Source organism: Roseicella frigidaeris (assembly GCF_003258945.1).
Classification (GTDB): Bacteria; Pseudomonadota; Alphaproteobacteria; order Acetobacterales; family Acetobacteraceae; genus Paracraurococcus; species Paracraurococcus frigidaeris.
In genome coordinates this window covers 87565-107830 of record NZ_QLIX01000016.1, presented here as the reverse complement: position 1 = coordinate 107830, position 20266 = coordinate 87565, and the positions used below count along the sequence as shown (strand labels likewise).

Genomic DNA, 20266 nt, shown 5'->3' with positions numbered 1-20266 from the left:
AAGTCCACGGGGAATACAGCAACCGATGCCGGAAGCGCCGACGCCGTCGCGCCTTCAACCAGGCCCCGGTCCAGGGGCCGATCCACAGCCCAATCCCCGGGCCGATCCCCGGGCCGATCCCCGCGTCGACTACTCCGTTCCCGTCGGCGATACGGTCAAGACCACCACCTGCTACATGTGCGCCTGCCGCTGCGGCATCCGCGTCCACCTGAAGGACGGGCGGATCCGCTACATCGAGGGCAATCCGGACCATCCGGTGAATCGCGGCGTCATCTGCGGCAAGGGCAGCGCCGGGATCATGACGCAGTATGCCCCGGCGCGGCTGAGCAGCCCCCTGCTGCGCGTCGGCGAGCGCGGCGCGGGCGAGTTCAAGGAAATCTCCTGGCCCGAGGCGATGGAGATCGCGACGGGCTGGCTGCGGGCGGTGCGCGAGAGCGATCCGCGCCGCCTCGCCTTCTTCACCGGCCGCGACCAGAGCCAGAGCCTGACCGGCTTCTGGGCGGCGCAATTCGGCACGCCGAATTTCGCCGCGCATGGCGGCTTCTGCTCGGTCAACATGGCGGCCGGCGGGCTCTACTCCATCGGCGGCAGCTTCTGGGAATTCGGCGAGCCGGACTGGGACCGCGCCCAATACGTGCTGATGTTCGGCGTCGCCGAGGACCATGACAGCAACCCGATCAAGCTCGGCCTGTCGCGGGTGAAGGCGCGCGGGGCGAAATTCGTCTCGGTCAACCCGGTGCGCACCGGCTATTCGGCCATCGCCGATGAATGGGTCGGCATCCGCCCGGGCACGGACGGGCTCTTCGTGCTGGCCCTGGCGCATGAGCTGCTGCGCACCGACCGCGTCGATCTCGATTTCCTCGCCCGCTACACCAACGCCGCCTGGCTGGTGGTGCAGGATCCGGGCGGGCCGGAGGACGGGCTCTTCGCCCGCGACGCGGAGGGCACGCCGCTCGCCTGGGACCGGGCGCGCGGCGCCATCCCGGCCAAGGCCGCCGACCTCTCGGCGGTGCTGGTCGGCGACCACGCCCTGCCGGACGGGCGCCGCGCGCGGCCGGTCTTCCACCTGCTGGCCGAGCGCTACCTCGATCCGCGCTACGCGCCGGAGGCCGTCGCCGAACGCTGCGGGCTGGAGGCGGCGCGCATCCGCCGCATCGCCGCCGAGATCGCCGAGGTGGCCTTCGAGCACCCCATCACGCTCGACCAGCCCTGGACCGATGTCTGGGGCCGGCGGCACGAGACGGTGACGGGACGGCCGGTCGCCTTCCACGCCATGCGCGGCATCTCGGCGCACAGCAACGGCTTCCACACCTGCCGCGCGCTGCACCTGCTGCAGATGCTGCTCGGCGCCGTCGATACCCCCGGCTCCTGGCGCTACAAATCGCCCTTCCCGCGCCCGATCCCGCCCGGGCCGCCGCCGGCCGGCAAGGGGGCGAAGCCGAACACGCCGCTCGTCGGCAACCTGCTCTCCTTCCCGCACGGGCCGGACGACCTGCTGGTGGAGGAGGACGGCAGCCCGATCCGCATCGACAAGGCCTTCTCCTGGGAGGCGCCGCTGGCGCTGCACGGGATGATGCACACCGTCATCGGCAATGCCGGGGCGGGCGATCCCTATCCGATCGACACGCTGTTCATGTTCATGGCCAACATGGCCTGGAACAGCGCCATGAACCCGGGCGAGGTGATCCGCATCCTGACGGAGACGCGCGAGGACGGCGCCTATGTCATCCCGCATGTCATCTACTCGGATGCCTATTTCTCCGAGACCGTGCCCTATGCCGACCTGATCCTGCCCGACACCACCTATCTCGAGCGCTGGGACTGCATCTCGGTGCTCGATAGGCCGATCGGCAGCCCGCATGGCGCGGGCGATTCCATCCGCCAGCCGGTGATCGCGCCGGACCGCGACGTGCGCCCCTTCCAGGAGGTGCTGATCGAGCTCGGCGCCCGGCTCGGCCTGCCCGCCTTCGTCAAGGAGGACGGCTCGCCGCGCTTCAAGGACTATCCGGACTACATCGTGAACCACCAGCGGGCGCCCGGCGTCGGGCCGCTCGCCGGCTTCCGCGGGGTGGATGGCGGCAAGAAGGGCCTGGGCGAGCCCAACCCGGACCAGCTCCGGCGCTATGTCGAGAATGGCTGCTTCTGGCGCGACCACCTGCCGCCGGAGCAGGAATGGTACAAGCACGCCAACCAGGCCTATCTCGACGGCGCCAAGGCGATGGGCTTCATCCCGAAGCCCGAGCAGATCGTGCTGCAGCTCTGGTCCGAGCCGCTGCAGAAATTCCGCCTCGCCGCCGAGGGCCATGGCGAGCGGCAGCCGCCCGGGCATCTGCGCGAGCGGGTGCGCCGCTATTGCGACCCGCTGCCCATCTGGTACCCGCCGCTCGAGCAGCAGGGCGCCGACCTCGATCGCTTCGAGCTTTCCGCCGTCACCCAGCGGCCGATGGCGATGTACCATTCCTGGGGCTCGATGAATGCCTGGCTGCGGCAGATCCACGGCGCCAACAAGCTCACCATGGCGCGCAGCCGGGCGGAGGCGATGGGCCTCGCCCAGGATGACTGGGTCTGGGTGGAGAGCCGCAGCGGCCGGCTGAAATGCCAGCTCGCGGTGATGGAGGGGGTGAACCCCGACACGGTCTGGACCTGGAACGCCATCGGCAAGCGGCCCGGCGCCTGGGACCTCTCGGCCGACAGCCCGGAGGCGCTGCGCGGCTTCCTGCTCAACCACGTCATCAGCGAATGGCTGCCGGCGCAGCAGGGCTTCCGCGCCGCCAATGCCGATCCGGTCACCGGCCAGGCGGCCTGGTATGACCTACGGGTGCGGGTGACCAAGGCCGAGCCCGCCGAGCAGGCGGGCCCGACCGAGCCGCATTTCCCTGCCCCCCGGCCGCGGCCGCACACGCCCGCCAATCCCGACATCCTGCGCTATTCGGTGAAGCCCCGCGCATGACCTGCCTGCCCCAGCCCATGCCGGGCGCGAAGAAGCTCGGCCTCGTCATCGACCTCGACACCTGCGTCGGCTGCCAGGCCTGCGCCACCAACTGCAAGGAATGGAACGCCTCCGGCCAATCCGGGCCGCTGCCGGACCTGCACCCCTATTCCGCCGGGGCCGAGGGCGTCTGGTTCAACCGCGTCCACAGCTATGAGGCCGGCGAGGGCGCCGCCGGGCGGACGGTGCATTTCCCCCGCTCCTGCCTGCATTGCGAGACGCCGGCCTGCGTCACCGTCTGCCCGACCGGGGCGAGCTACAAGCGGGCGGAGGACGGCATCGTCCTCGTCGACCACGCCATCTGCATCGGCTGCGGCCTCTGCGCCTGGGCCTGCCCCTATGGCGCGCGGGAGATGGACGAGGATGCGGGGGTGATGAAGAAATGCACCCTCTGCGTGGACCGCATCTACAACGAGACCATCCCCGAGGCGCAGCGCCAGCCCGCCTGCGTGCTGGCCTGCCCGACCAAGGCGCGGCATTTCGGCGATCTCGGCGATCCGGAGAGCCCGGTCAGCCAGCTCGTGCGCGAGCGTGGCGGCCAGGCGCTGATGCCCGAGCTCGGCTACCAGCCGGTGAACAGCTACCTGCCGCCGCGCAACCGCAGCAGCCTCGCGGCGCAGCCGGAGGCGGCGGCGCCGGAAGCGATCGGCAACCCGCTGCTGCGCTGGATGGACCGGGTGCTCAGCCGATGACGCCCTGCCCGCATCCGGCGGGGAGGGCCGCGGCATGAACCCGGCCGGCTCCATCGTCCTCTTCACCACCGCCTCGGGCGCCGGCTACGGGCTGCTCTTCTGGCTTGGCCTGCTGCGTCCGCTCGGCCTCGTCCCCGGCCAGGGGCTCGTCGCGCTGGCCCTCGCCCTGCTGCTGATCACCATCGGGCTGCTCTCCTCCACGCTGCATCTCGGCAACCCGCGGCGCGCCTGGCGCGCCATCTCGCAATGGCGCTCCTCCTGGCTGTCGCGGGAGGGCGTGGCGGCGATCCTCACCTACATCCCGGCCCTGCTGCTCGGCCTCGCCCTCTGGGTCGATGCCCCGGTGCTCGCCCTCGCGGCCGGGCTGCTCGCCGCGGCCGGGGCCGTCGCCACCGTCTATTGCACGGGGATGATCTACGCCTCGCTGAAGCCCATCCGCCAATGGCACCACCCGCTGGTGGTGCCCGGCTACCTGGCGCTCTCGGCTTTCAGCGGCGCCGTGCTGCTGGCGATGCTGGCCGCCTTCGCCGGCGGCGGCGCGGTGCCGGCGCTGCTCGCCTGCCTCACCGGCGCCGGCGCGCTGCTGCTGAAGCGCGCCTACTGGCAGGCGATCGACACGGCGCCGCCCCTCGCCACCATCGAGAGCGCGACGACGCTCGGCTTCATCGGCAAGACCCGCCCGCTCGAGCCGCCGCATACCGAGCAGAACTACCTGCTGCGCGAGATGGGCTTCTGCATCGCCCGCAAGCATGCGGCGAAGCTCCGCCTCATCGCGCAGGGGGCGGGCTTCGCCCTGCCGGTGCTGCTGGCATTGCTCGCGCTCCTCCTCGGCGGCCTGCCGGCCGCGCTGGCGCTGAGCCTCGGCGCCGTGCTCGCCCTCGGCGGCCTGCTGATCGAGCGTTGGCTGATGTTCGCCGAGGCGACGCATACGGTGATGCTGTACTACCGGGGCTGAGAACGTCCCACGACGCCGCGGCCGGGCAACGGGCAGCGACGGGTCCGATCGGCGCGTCATGCCGCTTGACGTTGCATGGGGCGCGCGACAGTGTCGCGGGACATGCCCAGGACCCAGGCCCTTTGTGACCGACGCCGACGCCGCTGCACCCAAGCGGTGGCGTCCTGGGCTGCGTGCCGATCGGCATCCTCCCGCGTGGTGATGGCCTTACCCTAGGCCCCACCCGCCGGAGCGATCCCGGCCCGCCGTCCCGAACCCCCGCAGCCCTCGGCTCCGGGGGTTTTCTTTTGCCCGCATCCCAGCCCAAACCCCAGAAGGACACCACCCCATGCGCATTCGCGTCGGCATCGTCGGCATCAGCGGCTTCGGCGGCGGCGAGGCGCTGCGCCTGGTCGCCGGCCACCCCTCCTTCGAGCTGGTCTACGCCGCGGGCGAGGGCAGCGCCGGCAGCCGGTTGGCGGACCGCTTCCCCGGCCTGCCGGCCCGGCTGGCCGGGCTGGTGATCGAGAAATGGGACCCCGAAGCCCTGCCGCAGCTCGACCTGCTCTTCGCCTCGCTGCCCACCGGCGCCTCGGCCGAGGCGCTGGCGCGCGTCCCCCGGGCGGTGAAGATCGTCGATATCGGCGGCGACCATCGCGCCGCCGAGGGCTGGACCTATGGCCTGGCCGATATCTGGCCGGAGCGGATCGCGGGGCAGAGCCGCATCGCCAATCCCGGCTGCTTCCCCGCGGCGGCGCTCACCGCGCTGGCGCCGCTGCTGGCGGACGGGCTGATCGAGCCGGGCAACATCGTGATCGACGCCAAGACCGGCATCTCCGGCGCCGGCCGGGGCGGCGCCGACAGCCGGTTCGGCTATGCCGAGAGCAACGAGACCCTGGTGCCCTACGGCCTGCTCCAGCACGTCCACATGCCCGAGATGGCCCGGGCGATCGAGCGGCTGAGCGGCGGCAGCGCGGCCGGGCTGGTCTTCACGCCGCATCTGGTGCCGATGACCCGCGGCCTGCTCGCCACGATCTACGGCCGCGGCCGCGCCACCACGGCGCAGTGCCTGGAGGCGGCCCGGCGCTTCTATGCCGGGCGGGCCTTCATCCGCGTGACCGACCGGCCGCCGCAGACCAAATGGGCCACCGGCTCGAACCTCGCCTTCGTCAGCTATGCCGCCGATCCGGCGCGGGAGGTGGTGATCGCGCTGGGCGTGGTCGACAATCTCGGCAAGGGCGCGGCCGGCCAGGCGGTGCAGAATGCGAACCTGATCTGCGGCCTGCCGGACACCGCGGGGCTGGAGGGCATGCCCGTCTGGCCATGAGGGCGGGCGCCCGCGGCCGGCCGCTAGCATGAGACTTGCATCCCGCTTTCCCGGTCCGCCAGGCTGCGGACCGGGGACGGCACAGGGGAGACGAGCGGATGCGACGCGGCGCGCGCTGGGCCATCGCGGCCATGGCCATGACGGCCCCCTTCGGCACCCCGCCGGCGCGGGGCGCCGACATCACCCTCGCGGTGGGCGGCGCCTTCACCTCGATGGACCCGCATTTCTTCGACCTCTCGCCGAACCATGCGCTGACCTGGCATGTCTTCGACCGGCTGGTGCATCCGGATGCCGACCAGCGTCCCGCCCCCGGCCTCGCCGAGAGCTGGAAGCGCCTCGACGACCGCACCTGGGAGTTCCGCCTGCGCCGCGGCGTCACCTTCCACGACGGCACGCCCTTCACCGCCGACGACGTGGTCTTCACCTTCGAGCGGGCGCCGAACGTGCCGAACAGCCCGACCTCGCTCGGCCAGTACATCCGCCCGGTGCAGCGGCTGGAGGTGGTCGATCCCTACACCATCCGCCTGCACACCGCCGAGCCGATCCCGCTGATCCCGCAGATGATGATGTCCTTCTCGGTCATCGGCCGGAAGCAGGGCGAGGGGATGAGCACCGCCGACTACAACAGCGGCAAGGCGGCGATCGGCACCGGCCCCTACAAGCTGGCCTCCTTCGCCCTCGGCGACCGCGCCGTCTTCACCCGCAACCCCGCCTGGTGGGGGCCGCGGCAGGCCTGGGAGCGGGTGACCTACCGCATGATCACCAACGACAGCGCCCGCGTCGCGGCGCTGCAATCGGGCGACGTGGACGCGATCGACGCGGTGCCGACGCGCGACGTGGCGCGGCTGCAGAAGGACCCGAAGCTCGCCGTCGCCTCCCGCCCCGGCCTGCGGCTGATCTATCTCTATGTCGATGCCAGCCGGCCGCAGACGCCGCATGTCACCGACAAGGCGGGCAACCCCCTGCCCGCCAACCCGCTGCGGGATGTGCGGGTGCGGCGCGCCCTCTCCATGGCGATCAACCGGGAGGGCATCCGGCGGCAGATCATGGAGGGCTTCTCCCTGCCCACCGGCCAGGCGCAGCCCGAGGGGGCGATGGGCTACGACCCCTCCATCCCGGTCCCCGCCTACGACCCCGAGGGGGCGCGCCGGCTGCTGGCCGAGGCCGGCTACCCGGAGGGCTTCGCCATCACCCTGCACGGGCCGAACGACCGCTACGTGAACGACGACGCCATCGCCCAGGCCATCGCCCAGATGTGGACGCGGATCGGGGTGAGGACCGCGGTGCAGACCAGCCCGGCCAGCGTCTTCTTCACCGCCGGCGGGGTGCGGGACGAGCATTCCGTCGCGCTGACCGGCTGGAGCACCTCGACCGGGGAGCCGGACACGCATCTCTCGCTGATGCTGGCGACGCCCGACCCGCCGCGCGGCCGCGGCACCCGCCCGCGGCCCTCGCACTACAGCAATCCCGAGCTCGACCGCATGATCGACCGGGCTCTGACCGTGATGGACACCGAGGCGCGGGAGAAGGCCTATTGGGACGTCATCCGGATCGGCTATGTGCGCGATCTCGGCGTGATCCCGATCCATCATCAGGTGAATATCTGGGCCATGCGCAAGGGCATCGCTTATCAGGCGCCGCTCTCCGAGCTGACTCGGGCGATGGAATTCCGGCCGGCGCCCTGATGATTCCCCACGACGTCGCTGCGCGCCGTCGCGGGGGCCCCGAGATTTATCCCCACGACGTCGCTGCGCGACGCCGTGGGGGCCCCGGGTTCGCTCCTGAGCCTGGATGCGTCACAGCCTGCCGCGACAAAGCCGCGGCAGGACAACGGGTGGCGACGGGTTGGACCAGGGTTTCAGGCCGGCCATGACGGATGGGCCTCCCGCCGCGTGGCGGGAGGCCCGGACCGCCCTACCAGCGGCGGGAGCCGCGATCCACGACGCCGAGCGTCAGCAGCGCCAGCGCATAGCCGACCGCGCCGGCCACCAGCAGCGAGAGCACCGGCTGCTTCTCCACCACCTGGCCGACCTGGCGCGCCGCGTCGCGGGCCACGTCGCGCGCATCGCCATAGGCCTCCTGCGCCTTGCCGGCGACCTGGCGGGCGACGCCCTTCGCCTCGTGCTCGGCATCGTCGGTGAACTTGCCATAGGCCTCCTGGGCCTTGCCGGCGACGTTGCGGGCCGCGCCCTCGATCTCGTTCTTGTCCATAGCGGTCTCCTGTGTGCTGGGGTGGGCCGACCTCCGCCGCGCGGCACCTGCGACGCTGGCGCCCGGCGACCCGCCGGCGGCGCCCGGCGCCCCTTGGCCGGCGAAGAACCGCCGCTGGCCGATCCGGTTGCAGGATCGCGACCGACATTTTCGTGTGGCGGGGCGCCGCCGCAGGGGTTTGGTGCCGATTTCAGAACGATTTGGGAAAGGCCGCGATCAGCCCGGGACCGACCGGCCGCGCGGCCGCCACGTGTCAGGCTTTGACGACCAGAGCAGATCCCGATCAGGGGGACTCACCTGATCGGGTGAAGATGCTCTGAAAACAGCCGCCTAGGGCGCTTCCCGTGAACATCGGTTCAGGGGCAGTGCCCTTAGGCGGCTCTGACCGATCCCTCGGGGAGAGCCCGGAGTGGCTGAGACGGCTCATGGAGAGCTTCGGTCGAGGCCCGGAGGACGCCTTCGACCATCTCGACGACCTGTCCCGGCACGGCATGGTGCACCATGTGCCCCACCCGCTCGACGATCTGCAGGACACTTCCCGGGATGCGGGCCTGCAGTCGCCTGGCGCTGCGCGCGAAGACCACCTTGTCGGCCGCCCCGGCCATGATGCCCACGGGCATGCGCAGGCCGTCGTAGGACGCTTGGTTCATCAGCGCGCCCGGGATCATCAGCGCGCCATCGACCGAGCTGGCCCGGATCTGGGACGGGCGGAGCGCCATCGCGTCGGAGTAGTCCGACCGGAACCGCGCCGGAAGCGGCCGCGGCGAAAACATCGCCCGTTTCAGCAACGGCATCATGAGGCGGCCCAGCCAGGGCGAGACGGTGTGGCGCAGGATGTCGCCGAGAACCGGGACCGCACCCGGGACGACCAGCAGCACATCCGGCCGCAGCGTCCAGAAGTAGTAGCCCGACAGCAGGACGAGGCCCGCCATGTCGGCCGGATGCCGCGCCGCGAGCGAGAGCGCGACGATGGCGCCCCAGGAGTGGCCGACGACGACCGGCCGCTCGATGCTCAGTTGCTGCAGGGCCTTGTGGAGCAGCTCGGCCTGCTCCATCGCCGTCCACATGCGCCCATGCGGGCGCTGGCTATGCCCGAAGCCGGGGCGGTCGAAGATGATGACCCGGTGCTTCTCGAGCAGGCGCTCGGCCACGCCGCTGGTGTCGTAGTCGTCACCCGTCACGGCATTGCCATGCAGCAGAACGATGGGCTTGCCGCTACCCCGGTCGCTGTAGTGCAGCCGAACCCCGTCCACCTCGACGAAGCGGCCCCGGGGTGGATGCTTGCGTTCCGCCCGGCGGGCGGCGGCGTGGTTCACCAGGGCAAGCGCGCCCAGCACGGCAGCGCCGACGAGGGCGGTCCGGCCGGTCACGCGCCTCCTGGCGAAGGAAAAGGGGTTCAATGCCAATGTCCTGTCGTAGGTTGAGGCCGATCGGGCCCATCCAGCCTCGGTCACGGCCCAGCCTCGGGCGGCCTGTCGAGTTGGATCATCGGTCCCGCCGCGGCTGATGGATCGCCCCCAGCAGAGGCGGCCGTGCTGCGATGCAGCATATGGCAAACAGCGCAGGAGGGGGCAGGTTCCGGAAGGGGCACGCCTGCCGTGGAAGCAAAAGCTCGGCCTCCCGCCTGAACCCGCCCCTCACCCCGGCGCGATCCCGCTCTCCTCCCGCCGCCGCTTCTCCACCTCCTCGCCGTAGCGGCGCAGCAGATGCGCCTCGGTCAGCAGGCCGAGCACCCGCCGCCCCGGCCCGTCCACCACGACCAGCGCCTCCGCCTCCGCCGCCTCGAAGATCGCCATGGCGTCGCGGGCATTGGTGCGCGGCAGCAGCACCCGGTCGCGCAGCCGCGCCAGCGCGCCGACCGTCCCGGTCTCGGGCGGCGCCGCATGCGCCTCGGCCACCGAGACGAGGCCGGCATAGCGCCCGCCCTCGTCGAGCAGCACCACCTGCGTCGCGGCGCCGAGCGGCACCGCCTTGCGGAAGGCGTCGAGATCCATGCTCGCCGCGGCGGTGCGCGGGTCCCGCCGCATCAGCCGCCCCGCCGTCAGGTCGTTGATCCAGCCGATGTCATGCGCGCTGCGGATCGCCTCGCCGCGCAGGTGGAAGCGCCAGGTGGCGAAGGAATAGCCGAACAGCCGGCGCACGATCAGCCCGGCGACGGCGACGGCCGCCAGCACCAGCCCGGCGACCGCGAGGCTGCCCGTGGTCTCGAGCGCGAGGAAGGTCATGGCGAGCGGCGCGCCGATCACCGCCGCCCCGAAGGCGCTCATCCCCACCAGCGACATCACCAGCGCATCCGGCCCGGGCGGCGCGATCAGCGCCAGGATGCCGGCGAAGAGCTTGCCGCCGAGCGCGCCGATCAGCAGCGAGGCGAAGAACAGTCCGCCGCGGAAGCCGCTGGCCACCGAGACCATGGAGGCGAGCGACTTCACCACGATCAGCAGCAGCAGCAGCCGCGCCGGCGTCTCGGTGATGAAGGCGAGATGCAGCGCGCCATGCCCGGCCGAGAGGGCGACGGTCGAGACCATGGCCAGCCCGCCGACGCAGAGCCCGCCCAGCATCAGCCGCAGCGCGCTGGACGGGATGGCCCGGGTCAGCGCCAGCTCGGTCAGCGCCACGCCGCGCATCAGCGCGATGGCGGCGAGGCCGGAGAGCGCGCCGACCAGCAGGGCCAGCGGGTAGAGCTCGGTGTCGACGACCGTCGGCGCCACGGAGCCGACCGCATAGGTCCCGGCCTGCAGCAGCCGCGCCACCAGCGTCGCCGCGACCGCCGAGGCGACGACCGGGAAGAGCGAGCCGATGCTGTAGGTGCCGATCACCAGCTCGAAGGCATAGAAGGCGCCGGTCAGCGGCGCGTCGAAGGCGGCGCCGATCGCCCCGGCGGTGCCGGCGCCGACCAGCACCCGCAGGTCGCCGCGGCGCAGCGCGAAGAGCGCGCCGAGCCGCGAGGCGAGGCCGCCCCCGGCCTGGGCATAGCCCGCCTCCAGCCCCACCGAGGCGCCGACGCCGTTCGAGACGATGGTCTGCAGCCCCACCACCGCGGCGTCCGAGAGGGTGAGCCGGCCGCCGTGCAGCGCATTGGCCTCGATCGGATCGACCGGCGGCTTCGGTCGCCAGCGCCGCAGCAGCCGGTTCAGGCCATGCAGGGCGAGGCCGCCCAGCACCGGCACCAGCAGCAGCCGCCAGGAGGCGACGACGCTGGTGGCGGAAAGGCGCATCTGCGGCGCGATGCCGAAGAGCAGCAGGTGCATCGCCGCCGCCGCCGCCCCCATGCCCCAGGCGATCACCCCGACCAGCGCGCCGGTGAGGCTGGCGAGGAGGACGATCGCCACCTCGCTGGTGCGGACGAAGCTGCGCAGCGCCACCGCCCGGCGGACCCGGTGGCGCAGCAGGCGGACATGGCGGCGGGCGGGGACATGCATGGGCGCGGGCCGCTTCTCGCAGGCGCGGGGCGCGGCGGCGAGCGGGCCTCCGCCGCGCCGCCGCGCCGGGGCGGCTATTCGGCGCGGATGTTGTTCGCCCGCACCACCTCGCCCCAGCGGGCATGGTCGCGGTGCATGATCTCGCCGAGCTGCTCCGCCGTGCCGCCGCCCGGCTCGTCGCCGCGGCTGACGATGTTCTGCCGGATCGCCGCATCCTGGCAGGCCTGGTTCACCGCCGCATTGGCCCGCTGCACGACCTCGGGCGGCGTGCCCTTCGGCCCGAACAACCCGATCCAGGCGAGCACCACGAAATCCGGCACCCCCTGCTCGGCCGCGGTCGGGATGTCCTTGAAGGCCGGGATCCGCTCCGGCGTCGTCGCCATCAGCGCCTTGAGCTGCTTCGCCTCGATGAAGGGCGCCACCACGCTGGCCGCGTCGCACATGATCTGGAAGCGGCCGGCGATGAAGTCCTGCATGGCCGGGCCGCTGCCGCGATAGGGCACATGCGTCATCTCCGGGCTGCCGATGCGGCTGCGGAACAGCTCCATCGCCACATGCGAGAGGCTGCCCGAGCTGGCCGAGCCGTAATCGACATCGCCCTTCTTCCCCTTCGCCCAGGCGGCGAACTCCGCCACCGTCGTCGCCGGGACCGAGGGGTGCAGGCAGAAGATCAGCCCGCTCTGCAGCATCATGCCGATCGGCACCAGCTCCATCGGGTTGATCTTCATCGAGGGCATGGTGTGCGGGTTGATCACCAGCGGGTTGGCATTGCCGACCAGCAGCGTGTAGCCGTCCGGCTTCGCCCGCAGCACCGTCTCGGTGCCGAGATTGCCGCCGGCGCCGCCGCGGTTGTCGATCACCACCGGCTGGCCGAGCGCCTGCTGCAGCCCGTTCTGCAGCACCCGCGCCGCGAAATCCGTCTGCCCGCCAGGCGGGAAGCCGACGACGAGCGTCACCGGCCGGTTCGGCCAGGGCGCCTGGCCGAGGGCCGGGGTCGCCAAGGGAGAGGCCAGCCCGGCGGTGCCGAGGGCCAGGGCGGCGCGGCGCGTCACCGTGCCGCGGGGGGAAAAGGGCATGCGCGTCGCCTCCCGGATGCGCGGCCCGGGCCTGGGCCGCAAGCGGGCGGCGATAGCAGAGGCGGGGCGGCCCCGGCAGCCGGCAGCGCGATCGTTCCGCATGAATTCAGCCGGACGTCTCGGTCAGGCGCGGATCAGCAGGACGCCGAGCAGCAGGCAGAGCGCCCCGGCCAGCCGCAGCAGGCTCGCCGGGTGCTGCGGCAGGCCGAAGGCGCCCAGATGGTCGAAGGCGAGCGAGGCGAGCATCTGGCCGACCACGATCAGCGCCAGCACGGTCGCGGCGCCGAGGCGCGGGACCGCCAGGATCGCCGTGGCGATGAAGAGGGCGCCGAAGATCCCCCCGGCCCAGGAGAGCCAGGTGGTGCGCCCGATCATCGCCGCCGAGAGCGGCGGGCCGCCGCTGACCAGGACGGCGAGGAGCATGGCGAGCATGCCGACGGCGTAGCTGGCGAAGCCGGCCCACCAGGGTGAGCCGAGCTCGCCGCGCAGCTTCGCGTTCAGCACCTGCTGGAACGCAACGCTCATGCCGGCGCCGATCACGGCGAGGGAGAGAAGCGCGTTCATGGCGGGTCCCCGCCGGGCATCATCGTCATGGTCTTGAGGGGCCTCCAGTCCGGGCGCCGCCCTCTTGCGGCGCCGCGGCGGCGGGATCCTGCCGCCGGCTCACCACCCGGTCTGGAACGGCTGTGACGGCGGCTCGCCGGCGCGGTAGCGGCCGGGCGTGACGCCGAAGACGCGGCGGAAGCAGCGCCCGAGATGGCTCTGGTCGGCGAAGCCGGCCTCGGCCGCCGTCGCGGCGATGCCCTCCCCGGCGCGCAGCAGCCGGCGGGCGAGGTTCAGGCGGTCCATGCGCCAGAAGGCATGCGGCGGCATGCCGTGCCGCCGCGCGAAGCGGCGCGTGAACCCCTCCCGGCTCATCCCCGCCTGCGCTGCGGCGCGGCGGACGGGGCCGGCCGGCGGCAGGGCCTGGCCCTCGGGCGGCGCGGCAGCGGCGCGCCGCCAGGCTGCCAGCTCCAGATCCGCCCCCACCAGGCCCGCCCCCGCCAGGCCCGCCCTTGCCAGGTCCATCGGCGGCAGGACCGCGCCCCGCGGCCAGCCACCGGCCGCGAGCCAGCCTTCCAGCGCGGCCGCGGCGTCGCTGCCGGCCGGCAGATAGGCGTTGAGGCAGAGGACGCCCTCCGGCTCGGCGAGGGAGCGGTGCGGCACCCCCGCCGGGATGCGCGCGCCCTGGCCGGCGCGGAGGACGAGCAGCCGCCCGCCCAGGACGAAGCGGCGCCGCCCGGCGAGCACGAGGGTGAGCTGGTCCTCGGCGTGGAAATGCGGCGGCAGCCCGACCTCCCGCCCCTGCAGCGTACCGAGCTCGACGGGCGCCGCCGCCGGCCGCCAGTAGCGCCACCGCCCCATGGCGGGCGAGGCCTCGTCCGGGGCGGTCATCGGCGGCGGGGCAGGCTCCGTCATGGCGGCGGGACCATGCCATCCCCCGGGCGCCGCCGTCACCCGGCATCGGCCAGCGGGGGTGGCCAGGGGGCGGCGGCGGCCGGCGCGGCGCGCCGTGGCCTGCGGCGCCGTCGCGCGGCAGGATCGGCGCAGAGACCAGACCTCGGGAGGACGACCATGCCCATCGCTCGCCGCGCGGCCCTCGCCGCGCCCGCCCTGCTGCTCGCGCGCCGCGCCCTGGCCCAAGGAGGTGCCTTCCCCAGCCGGCCGGTGCGCCTCGTCGTCCCCTACACCCCGGGCGGCGTCTCCGACATCACGGCGCGGCTGATGGCCGAGCCGCTGGCCGCGCTCTGGGGCCAGCCGGTGCCGGTCGAGAACCGCCCCGGCGCCGATGGCGTGATCGGCACGGAAGCCGTCGCCCGCAGCGCGCCGGACGGCCACACCCTCGGCCTGGTCTCGGTCGGGCATCCGGTGAACGCCGCCTATTACAAGCTGCCCTACGACACGCTGCGCGACTTCGGCTTCGTCACCCAGACCACCGCGACGCCGCTCGTCCTCTGCGCCGGCCGCGGTTTCGCGCCGAGCACCGTCGCCGAGCTGATCGCCCATGCGAAGAAGAACCCCGGCGTCACCTTCGCCGGCACCGGCGGGGTGGTGCGGCTCGCCCCGGTGCTGTTCGGCCAGCAGACCGGCACCGAGCTCAGCTACGTGCCCTATCGCGGCAGCACCCAGGCGCATCCCGACCTGATGGCCGGGCGCGTCGACATCATGTTCGACACCGTGCCCGCGGCGCTGCCGCACATCAGCTCGGGCGCCTTCAAGGCGTTGGCGACGACCGGCGCGATGCGGGCGCCGCAGCTTCCCGAGGTGCCGACGGTGGGCGAGACGCTGGCCGGCTTCGAGGCCTCGACCTGGGGCATGGTGATCGCCCCGGCCGGGCTGCCGCCGCCGGTGCTGGCGAAGCTCAACGCCGATTGCGTCGCGGCGCTCAGGCGGCCGGAGGTGGTGGAGAAGCACCGCACGCTCGGCGCCGAGGTGGTGACCTCGACGCCAGAGGCGATCCGCGCCTTCACCGAGGCGGAGATGCGCAAATGGGGCGAGGCGGCGCGCAAGGCGGGGATCGAGCCACAGTAGGTAATCCCCACGAAGCCGCTCCGCGTCTTCGCGGGGGCCCCGGGATTTATTCCCCACGAAGCCGCTCCGCGTCTTCGTGGGGGCCCCGGGATTCGCCTCTGATCCGAGATGCGTCACAGCCTGCCACGGCGAAGCCGCGGCAGGACAACGGGAGGCGACGAGCGGCGAGGCGCGCGGCCGGGATGCGGGAGGCGACGAGCGGCGAGACGCGCGGCCGGGGTGCGGGAGGCATCGGCGCTTGACGGGGTCGGGCGGCGGGGCCGAGGCTCACGGCACCGACAGGGAGGACAGGCCGATGCGCCATGGGTATCGCGGCGTGCATCGCGGTCCGGCGGCCGCCGGATGGCTGCTCGGCCTGCTGCTGCTCGCGGCGCCGCCCGCCGCGGCGCAGGCGCCGCAGGCAGCCGCCACGCCGCCCGCCGCGCCGGTCTACCAGGTCGATCCCGTCTGGCCGAAGCCGCTGCCCAACCGCTGGGGCATCGGCCAGGCGGCCGGCGTCGCGGTGGATGCGAAGGACCATGTCTGGGTGATCCACCGCCCCCGCACCATGACCCGGGACGAGGCCGGCGCGGCGCAGGACCCGCCGCTCAGCGAATGCTGCATCCCCGCCCCCTCGGTGATCGAGTTCGACCCGGACGGCAATGTCGTGCAGGCCTGGGGCGGGCCCGGCCACCATCCGAGCTGGCCGGAGAACGAGCACGGCATCCATGTGGACTTCAAGGACAATGTCTGGATCGCCGGCAACGGGCCGAACGACCATGTCCTGCTGAAATTCACCCGCGACGGCCGCTTCCTGCTGCAGATCGGCCGGAAGGGCGAGACCGGCGGCAGCAACGACACCGAGCGGCTCGGCCGGCCGGCGGATGTCGAGGTCGATCCCGCGACCAACGAGATCTATGTCGCCGATGGCTACGGCAATCGCCGCGTCATCGTCTTCGATGCCGAGACCGGCGCCTACAAGCGCCACTGGGGCGCCTATGGCGAGCGGCCGCCGCCCGACGCCGCGCTGCCGCCCTACCGCCCGGGCGAGGCGGCGGCCAGCCCGGCGCGCTTCTTCCGCAACCCGGTGCATTGCGTGCGGCTGGCGAAGGACGGGCTGCTCTATGTCTGCGACCGCGCCAATGACCGCATCCAGGTCTTCCAGAAGGATGGCCGCTTCGTGCGGGAGATCGTGGTGGCGCCGGCGACGCTCGGCAGCGGCTCGGTCTGGGACATGGACTTCCTGCCCGACCCGACGCAATCCGTGCTGCTGGCCGCCGATGGCTCGAACAATGTCGTGCACCTGCTGGCGCGCGGCGACGGCGCGGCGCTCGGCCGCTTCGGGCGCAACGGCCGCAATGCCGGCGACTTCCACTGGGTGCACAACATGGCCGTCGACAGCCGCGGCAATGTCTTCACCACCGAGGTGGATACCGGCAAGCGGGCGCAGCGCTTCCGCCTGGTCTCGCAACTCCCGCGCTGAGGTGTTCCCCGCGATGCGCCCCGCGTCCAGGGCGCGTCGCGGCCTGCCGCGGCGCAGCCGCGGCGGGGCCGCTCAGCCGGCCGCCGCCTCGCGCCGGCGCCGCGCCTCGTAGGTGCCGAGATGGAGGCGGGCGAGGGCCAGCAGCGGCACCGGCACGCCGAGCTGCCCGGCGCGGGCGATCATGTCGCCGAGCACATGCTCGCCCTCGGCCGGGCTGCCGCGCTCGACATCGCGCAGCATCGAGGCGGTGAGCAGCGAGCCGGGCTTGCCGAGGAAGCTGGTCGCCGCCTCGACCATCGGCGGGCGCAGCGCATGCCCCGCCGCGGCGGCGACGGCGCTGCACTCGGCGAAGATCCCGCGCAGGAAATCCTCGCCCCCCGGCGCCGCCAGGATGTCGCCGACCGGCCCGCGCATCAGGCAGGTGGCGCCGGCCAGGCTGGCGAGGCCGGCCCATTTCTCCCACATCTCCTGCAGGATCGCCTCGCTCGCCCGCGGGCGGAAATTGGCGCCGGCGAAGGCCGCCTCGATCGCCCGCACCCGATCCGAGAGCCCGCCCGCGACCTCGCCGAAGATGAGCTGGTGGTCGGGGCTCATGCGGTGGATCACCTGCCCCTCCGGCCCGAGCGTCGCCGGGATCTGCGCGACGCCGCCGAGCACGCGCGCCGCGCCGAAGCGCGCAGCCAGCAGGTCGAGATGTCGCAGGCCGTTCAGCACCGGCAGGATGGTGGTGCCGGGGCCGATCGCCGGCGCCGCATCCGCCATCGCCGCCTCCAGCGCCGGGGCCTTCACCGCCAGCAGCACCAGGTCGTAGGGGCCCTCCAGCCCGCCGGCCTGCACGGTGCGCGGCTGCAAGTTGGCATTGCCGTGCAGGCTGTCGAGCACCAGGCCGTGGCGGGCGAGCTGCTCGGCGCGGCGCGGCCGGACGAGGAAGCTGACGTCGCGCCCCGCCTCCAGCAGCCGCCCGCCGAAATAGCCGCCGAGCGCGCCCGCGCCGATGACGAGGATCCGCATGTCGCCCCTCCCTGCCGGCCCGCTCGGCCCTTCTGCGCTCAACCCTTCTGAACGGGGCCGCCGGCCTCGACCCAGTCCTTGAAGCCGCCGAGGTTGCGGACATCCTTGTAGCCCAGCTCCTGCAGCACCTTCCCGGCCAGCGCCGCCCGGCCGCCGGAGGCGCAGTAGGTGATCACCACCGGCTTGGCGAAGGCCGCGTTGCGGTCCGGGCTCTCGGGATCGGCGCGGAATTCCAGCAGCCCGCGCGGGATCGGCAGGGCGCCGGGGACGGTGCCGGAGGCGGCGAGCTCGGGCGGCTCGCGCAGGTCGATGAAGACCGCCTCGCCCTTGGCGTGCAGCGCCTTCGCCTCCTCCGGGCTGATCCGCGGCACGGCGGCATTGGCCTCGGCGAGCATCTGCTTCACGGTGGTCGGCATGGCGGTCTCCTCCTGCGTGATGCGGGGAGCCTAGGACGCCTGCCCGCCGGGTGGAACCGCCCCGTCGCTACAGCCGCTCCGCCGCATCGGCCAGCACCAGCCCGAGCAGCGCCGCCCCGCCGAGGCCGAGCACGGCGAAGGTCAGCGCCATGCCGGCCACCCGCCAGCGCATCGCCTCCGGCTCGCGGCTGATGCCGAAGGCATGCAGCACCCGGCCGGCGAGCAGGGCCGTGCCCAGCGCGTGCACGCCCCAGAGCGGCAGGCCCATCCCCTCCAGCAGCCCGAGCAGCACCAGGCCGAGCGGCCCGTATTCCACGCAATTGCCATGCGCGCGCACCGCCCGCTCCACCAGCCGGTGCGGCGTGCCGAGCAGGATGTGGTAGCGCTGCCGCAGCCGGATGACGCGCAGCGAGAGCAGCACCACCAGGACGGCGAGCAGCGCGGCATAGAGCGAGGTGGCGGGCAGCGGCATCTCAGCCCTCCGCCACGGCGGCGACCCGGCCGCCGGAGAGGCGCCGCAATTCCTCCGGCGTGGTGCGGAAGACGTGCCGCGGCGAGCCGGCCGCGGCCCAGACCGCCGCATGCCGGAACAGCGCCTCGTCCAGCAGCACCAGCGGCGGGGTGCGGTGGGCGAGCGGCGCGACGCCGCCGATGGCGAAGCCGGTGACCTCGCGCACCCAGCGGCCCTCAGCCTGCTCCAGCGCCAGGCCGAGCGCCGCCGCGGCCCGCGCCATGTCCACCCGGTGGGCGCCGCTCGCCACCACCAGCACCGGCCGCTCGCCATTCTCCGTCCGGGCCCGGAAGAGGATCGACTTGGCGATCTGCGCCACGGCGCAGCCGACCGCGGCGGCGGCCTCGGCGGCGCTGCGGGTGCCCTCGGGGAAGGCGGTGATGGTATCGGCATGCCCGGCCGCCAGCAGCGCCGCCCGCACCCGTTCGACAGAGGACCCCGCCGCCGCCATATCCCCTCCGTGACCGAACCCCTCGCCCTCTACATCCACTGGCCCTTCTGCGCTGCCAAGTGCCCCTATTGCGACTTCAACAGCCATGTGCGGGAGCGCATCGACCAGGCCCGCTGGCGCCAGGCGCTGCGGCGGGAGCTGGCGCGGGAGGCAGAGCGGGCCACCGGCGCGGCGGGCCGGCGGCCGCTGGCCTCGATCTTCTTCGGCGGCGGCACGCCGAGCCTGATGGAGCCCGAGACGGCGGCCGCGCTGATCGCCGATGCGCGGGCGCTGTTCGAGGCGCCGGCGGATCTCGAGATCACGCTGGAGGCGAACCCGACCAGCGTCGAGGCGGCGAAGCTGGCCGCGTTCCGCGCCGCCGGGGTGAACCGCCTCTCCCTCGGCGTGCAGTCGCTGGAGCCGGAGGCGCTGCGCTTCCTCGGCCGCCGGCACGACGTAGCGCAGGCGATCGCGGCGCTGGAGGCGGCGCGGGCGCTCTTCCCCCGCCTCTCCTTCGACCTGATCTATGCCCGGCCGGGCCAGGCCGAGGCCGCCTGGCGGGCCGAGCTGCGCCGCGCCCTGGCGCTGGCCGCCGACCATCTCTCGCTCTACCAGCTCACCATCGAGCCGGGGACGCGCTTCGCCACCGAACACGGCCGCGGCGCCTTCCGCCTGCCGGAGGAGGAGGAGGCCGCCCGGCTCTATGCCGCGACGGCGGAGGAGGCGGCGGGCTTCGGCCTGCGGCCCTACGAGGTCTCCAACTACGCGAAGCCGGGGGCGGAGAGCCGGCACAACCTCGTCTACTGGCGCTATGGCGACTATCTCGGCATCGGGCCGGGGGCGCATCAGCGGCTGGGACTGGACGGGGCGCTGCTCGCCGCCCGCCGCCACCGGGCGCCGGAGGAATGGCTGGCGCGGGTCGAGCGCGACGGCCATGCGGTGACCGAGGAGCTGGCGCTCGACCCCGAGGAGCGGGCGCGCGAGGCGCTGTTGATGGGGCTGCGCCTGGCCGAGGGCATCGACCCGGCGCGGCTGCTGGCACGCAGCGGCCGGACGCTGGCCGAGGCGGTGGACCCGGCGATGCTCGCCGCCTGCCTGGAGGAGGGCTACCTCGCCTGGACGGATGGCGGGTGGCTGCTGGCGACCGAGGAGGGACGGCTGCGGCTGGATGCGATGCTGCCGGTGTTGCTGCGGTAGCGACGCCAGGCGACATCGCG

At 73.3% G+C, this 20266-nt stretch carries 18 protein-coding genes; 8 read left to right on the top strand and 10 right to left on the bottom strand.

The genetic code is table 11. The features are described from left to right. The first annotated feature begins 25 nt into the window (after positions 1-25). From DOO78_RS18560 to DOO78_RS18540, 5 genes are all read left to right on the top strand, one after another. Positions 26-2950 (top strand): molybdopterin oxidoreductase family protein, encoded by a 2925-nt coding sequence (locus DOO78_RS18560; protein WP_111471361.1) that lies wholly within the window; start codon positions 26-28, stop codon positions 2948-2950. Next, entirely contained in the window at positions 2947-3681 is a 735-nt protein-coding gene (locus DOO78_RS18555; RefSeq protein ID WP_111471360.1) for a 4Fe-4S dicluster domain-containing protein, read from the top strand. The genes DOO78_RS18560 and DOO78_RS18555 overlap by 4 nt, the downstream gene beginning before the upstream one ends. 34 nt (positions 3682-3715) lie before the next feature. Continuing rightward, complete coding sequence (locus DOO78_RS18550; RefSeq protein ID WP_111471359.1) at positions 3716-4636, top strand: dimethyl sulfoxide reductase anchor subunit family protein; 921 nt, start codon at positions 3716-3718, stop codon at positions 4634-4636. Positions 4637-4964: 328 nt separating this feature from the next. Continuing rightward, positions 4965-5942 (top strand): N-acetyl-gamma-glutamyl-phosphate reductase, encoded by a 978-nt coding sequence (argC, locus tag DOO78_RS18545; RefSeq protein ID WP_111471358.1) that lies wholly within the window; start codon positions 4965-4967, stop codon positions 5940-5942. A 98-nt stretch (positions 5943-6040) separates the two neighbouring features. After that, positions 6041-7627 (top strand): ABC transporter substrate-binding protein, encoded by a 1587-nt coding sequence (locus tag DOO78_RS18540; RefSeq protein ID WP_111471357.1) that lies wholly within the window; start codon positions 6041-6043, stop codon positions 7625-7627. Between the two features lie 229 nt (positions 7628-7856). Here DOO78_RS18540 and DOO78_RS18535 read toward each other — a convergent pair whose 3' ends face one another. The 6 genes from DOO78_RS18535 to DOO78_RS18510 form a co-directional block, all read right to left on the bottom strand. Then, positions 7857-8153: a CsbD family protein gene (locus tag DOO78_RS18535; RefSeq protein ID WP_111471356.1), complete on the bottom strand. Its 297-nt coding sequence runs from the start codon at positions 8151-8153 to the stop codon at positions 7857-7859. A gap of 371 nt (positions 8154-8524) precedes the next feature. Then, positions 8525-9523, bottom strand: a complete 999-nt coding sequence (locus DOO78_RS18530) for an alpha/beta fold hydrolase (RefSeq protein ID WP_111471355.1) — start codon at positions 9521-9523, stop codon at positions 8525-8527. A gap of 267 nt (positions 9524-9790) precedes the next feature. Next, on the bottom strand, positions 9791-11572 hold the full coding sequence (locus tag DOO78_RS18525; protein WP_111471354.1) for a chloride channel protein: 1782 nt from the start codon (positions 11570-11572) through the stop codon (positions 9791-9793). Positions 11573-11646: 74 nt separating this feature from the next. Beyond that, positions 11647-12648 (bottom strand): Bug family tripartite tricarboxylate transporter substrate binding protein, encoded by a 1002-nt coding sequence (locus DOO78_RS18520; protein ID WP_111471353.1) that lies wholly within the window; start codon positions 12646-12648, stop codon positions 11647-11649. A 123-nt stretch (positions 12649-12771) separates the two neighbouring features. Beyond that, positions 12772-13212: a DMT family transporter gene (locus tag DOO78_RS18515; protein ID WP_111471352.1), complete on the bottom strand. Its 441-nt coding sequence runs from the start codon at positions 13210-13212 to the stop codon at positions 12772-12774. A gap of 99 nt (positions 13213-13311) precedes the next feature. After that, on the bottom strand, positions 13312-14106 hold the full coding sequence (locus tag DOO78_RS18510) for an AraC family transcriptional regulator (RefSeq protein WP_111471351.1): 795 nt from the start codon (positions 14104-14106) through the stop codon (positions 13312-13314). A 156-nt stretch (positions 14107-14262) separates the two neighbouring features. Here DOO78_RS18510 and DOO78_RS18505 point away from each other — a divergent pair, with 156 nt between their 5' ends. Together DOO78_RS18505 and DOO78_RS18500 are read left to right on the top strand one after the other, a co-directional pair. Then, positions 14263-15219 carry a tripartite tricarboxylate transporter substrate binding protein gene (locus tag DOO78_RS18505; protein ID WP_111471350.1) on the top strand — a complete coding sequence of 319 codons (957 nt, stop codon included), beginning with the start codon at positions 14263-14265 and terminating at the stop codon, positions 15217-15219. 295 nt (positions 15220-15514) lie between these two features. Then, the gene (locus DOO78_RS18500) at positions 15515-16681 is read left to right on the top strand and encodes an NHL repeat-containing protein (protein ID WP_207802963.1); all 1167 of its coding nucleotides are present in this window, start codon (positions 15515-15517) and stop codon (positions 16679-16681) included. 72 nt (positions 16682-16753) lie between these two features. Here DOO78_RS18500 and panE read toward each other — a convergent pair whose 3' ends face one another. The 4 genes from panE to DOO78_RS18480 all read right to left on the bottom strand — a co-directional run bounded on the left by panE (position 16754) and on the right by DOO78_RS18480 (position 19070). Continuing rightward, positions 16754-17692 carry a 2-dehydropantoate 2-reductase gene (gene panE / locus DOO78_RS18495; protein WP_111471349.1) on the bottom strand — a complete coding sequence of 313 codons (939 nt, stop codon included), beginning with the start codon at positions 17690-17692 and terminating at the stop codon, positions 16754-16756. A gap of 38 nt (positions 17693-17730) precedes the next feature. Beyond that, a complete protein-coding gene (locus DOO78_RS18490) occupies positions 17731-18108 on the bottom strand; it encodes a rhodanese-like domain-containing protein (RefSeq protein ID WP_111471348.1) in 378 nt (125 codons plus the stop codon). A gap of 67 nt (positions 18109-18175) precedes the next feature. Next, the gene (locus DOO78_RS18485) at positions 18176-18580 is read right to left on the bottom strand and encodes an MAPEG family protein (protein ID WP_111471347.1); all 405 of its coding nucleotides are present in this window, start codon (positions 18578-18580) and stop codon (positions 18176-18178) included. A gap of 1 nt (position 18581) precedes the next feature. Beyond that, a complete protein-coding gene (locus tag DOO78_RS18480; protein ID WP_111471346.1) occupies positions 18582-19070 on the bottom strand; it encodes a YbaK/EbsC family protein in 489 nt (162 codons plus the stop codon). Between the two features lie 9 nt (positions 19071-19079). Between DOO78_RS18480 and hemW the strand changes: the two genes are divergently transcribed. Next, positions 19080-20246 (top strand): radical SAM family heme chaperone HemW, encoded by a 1167-nt coding sequence (hemW, locus tag DOO78_RS18475; protein WP_243634599.1) that lies wholly within the window; start codon positions 19080-19082, stop codon positions 20244-20246. Positions 20247-20266 lie beyond the last annotated feature (20 nt).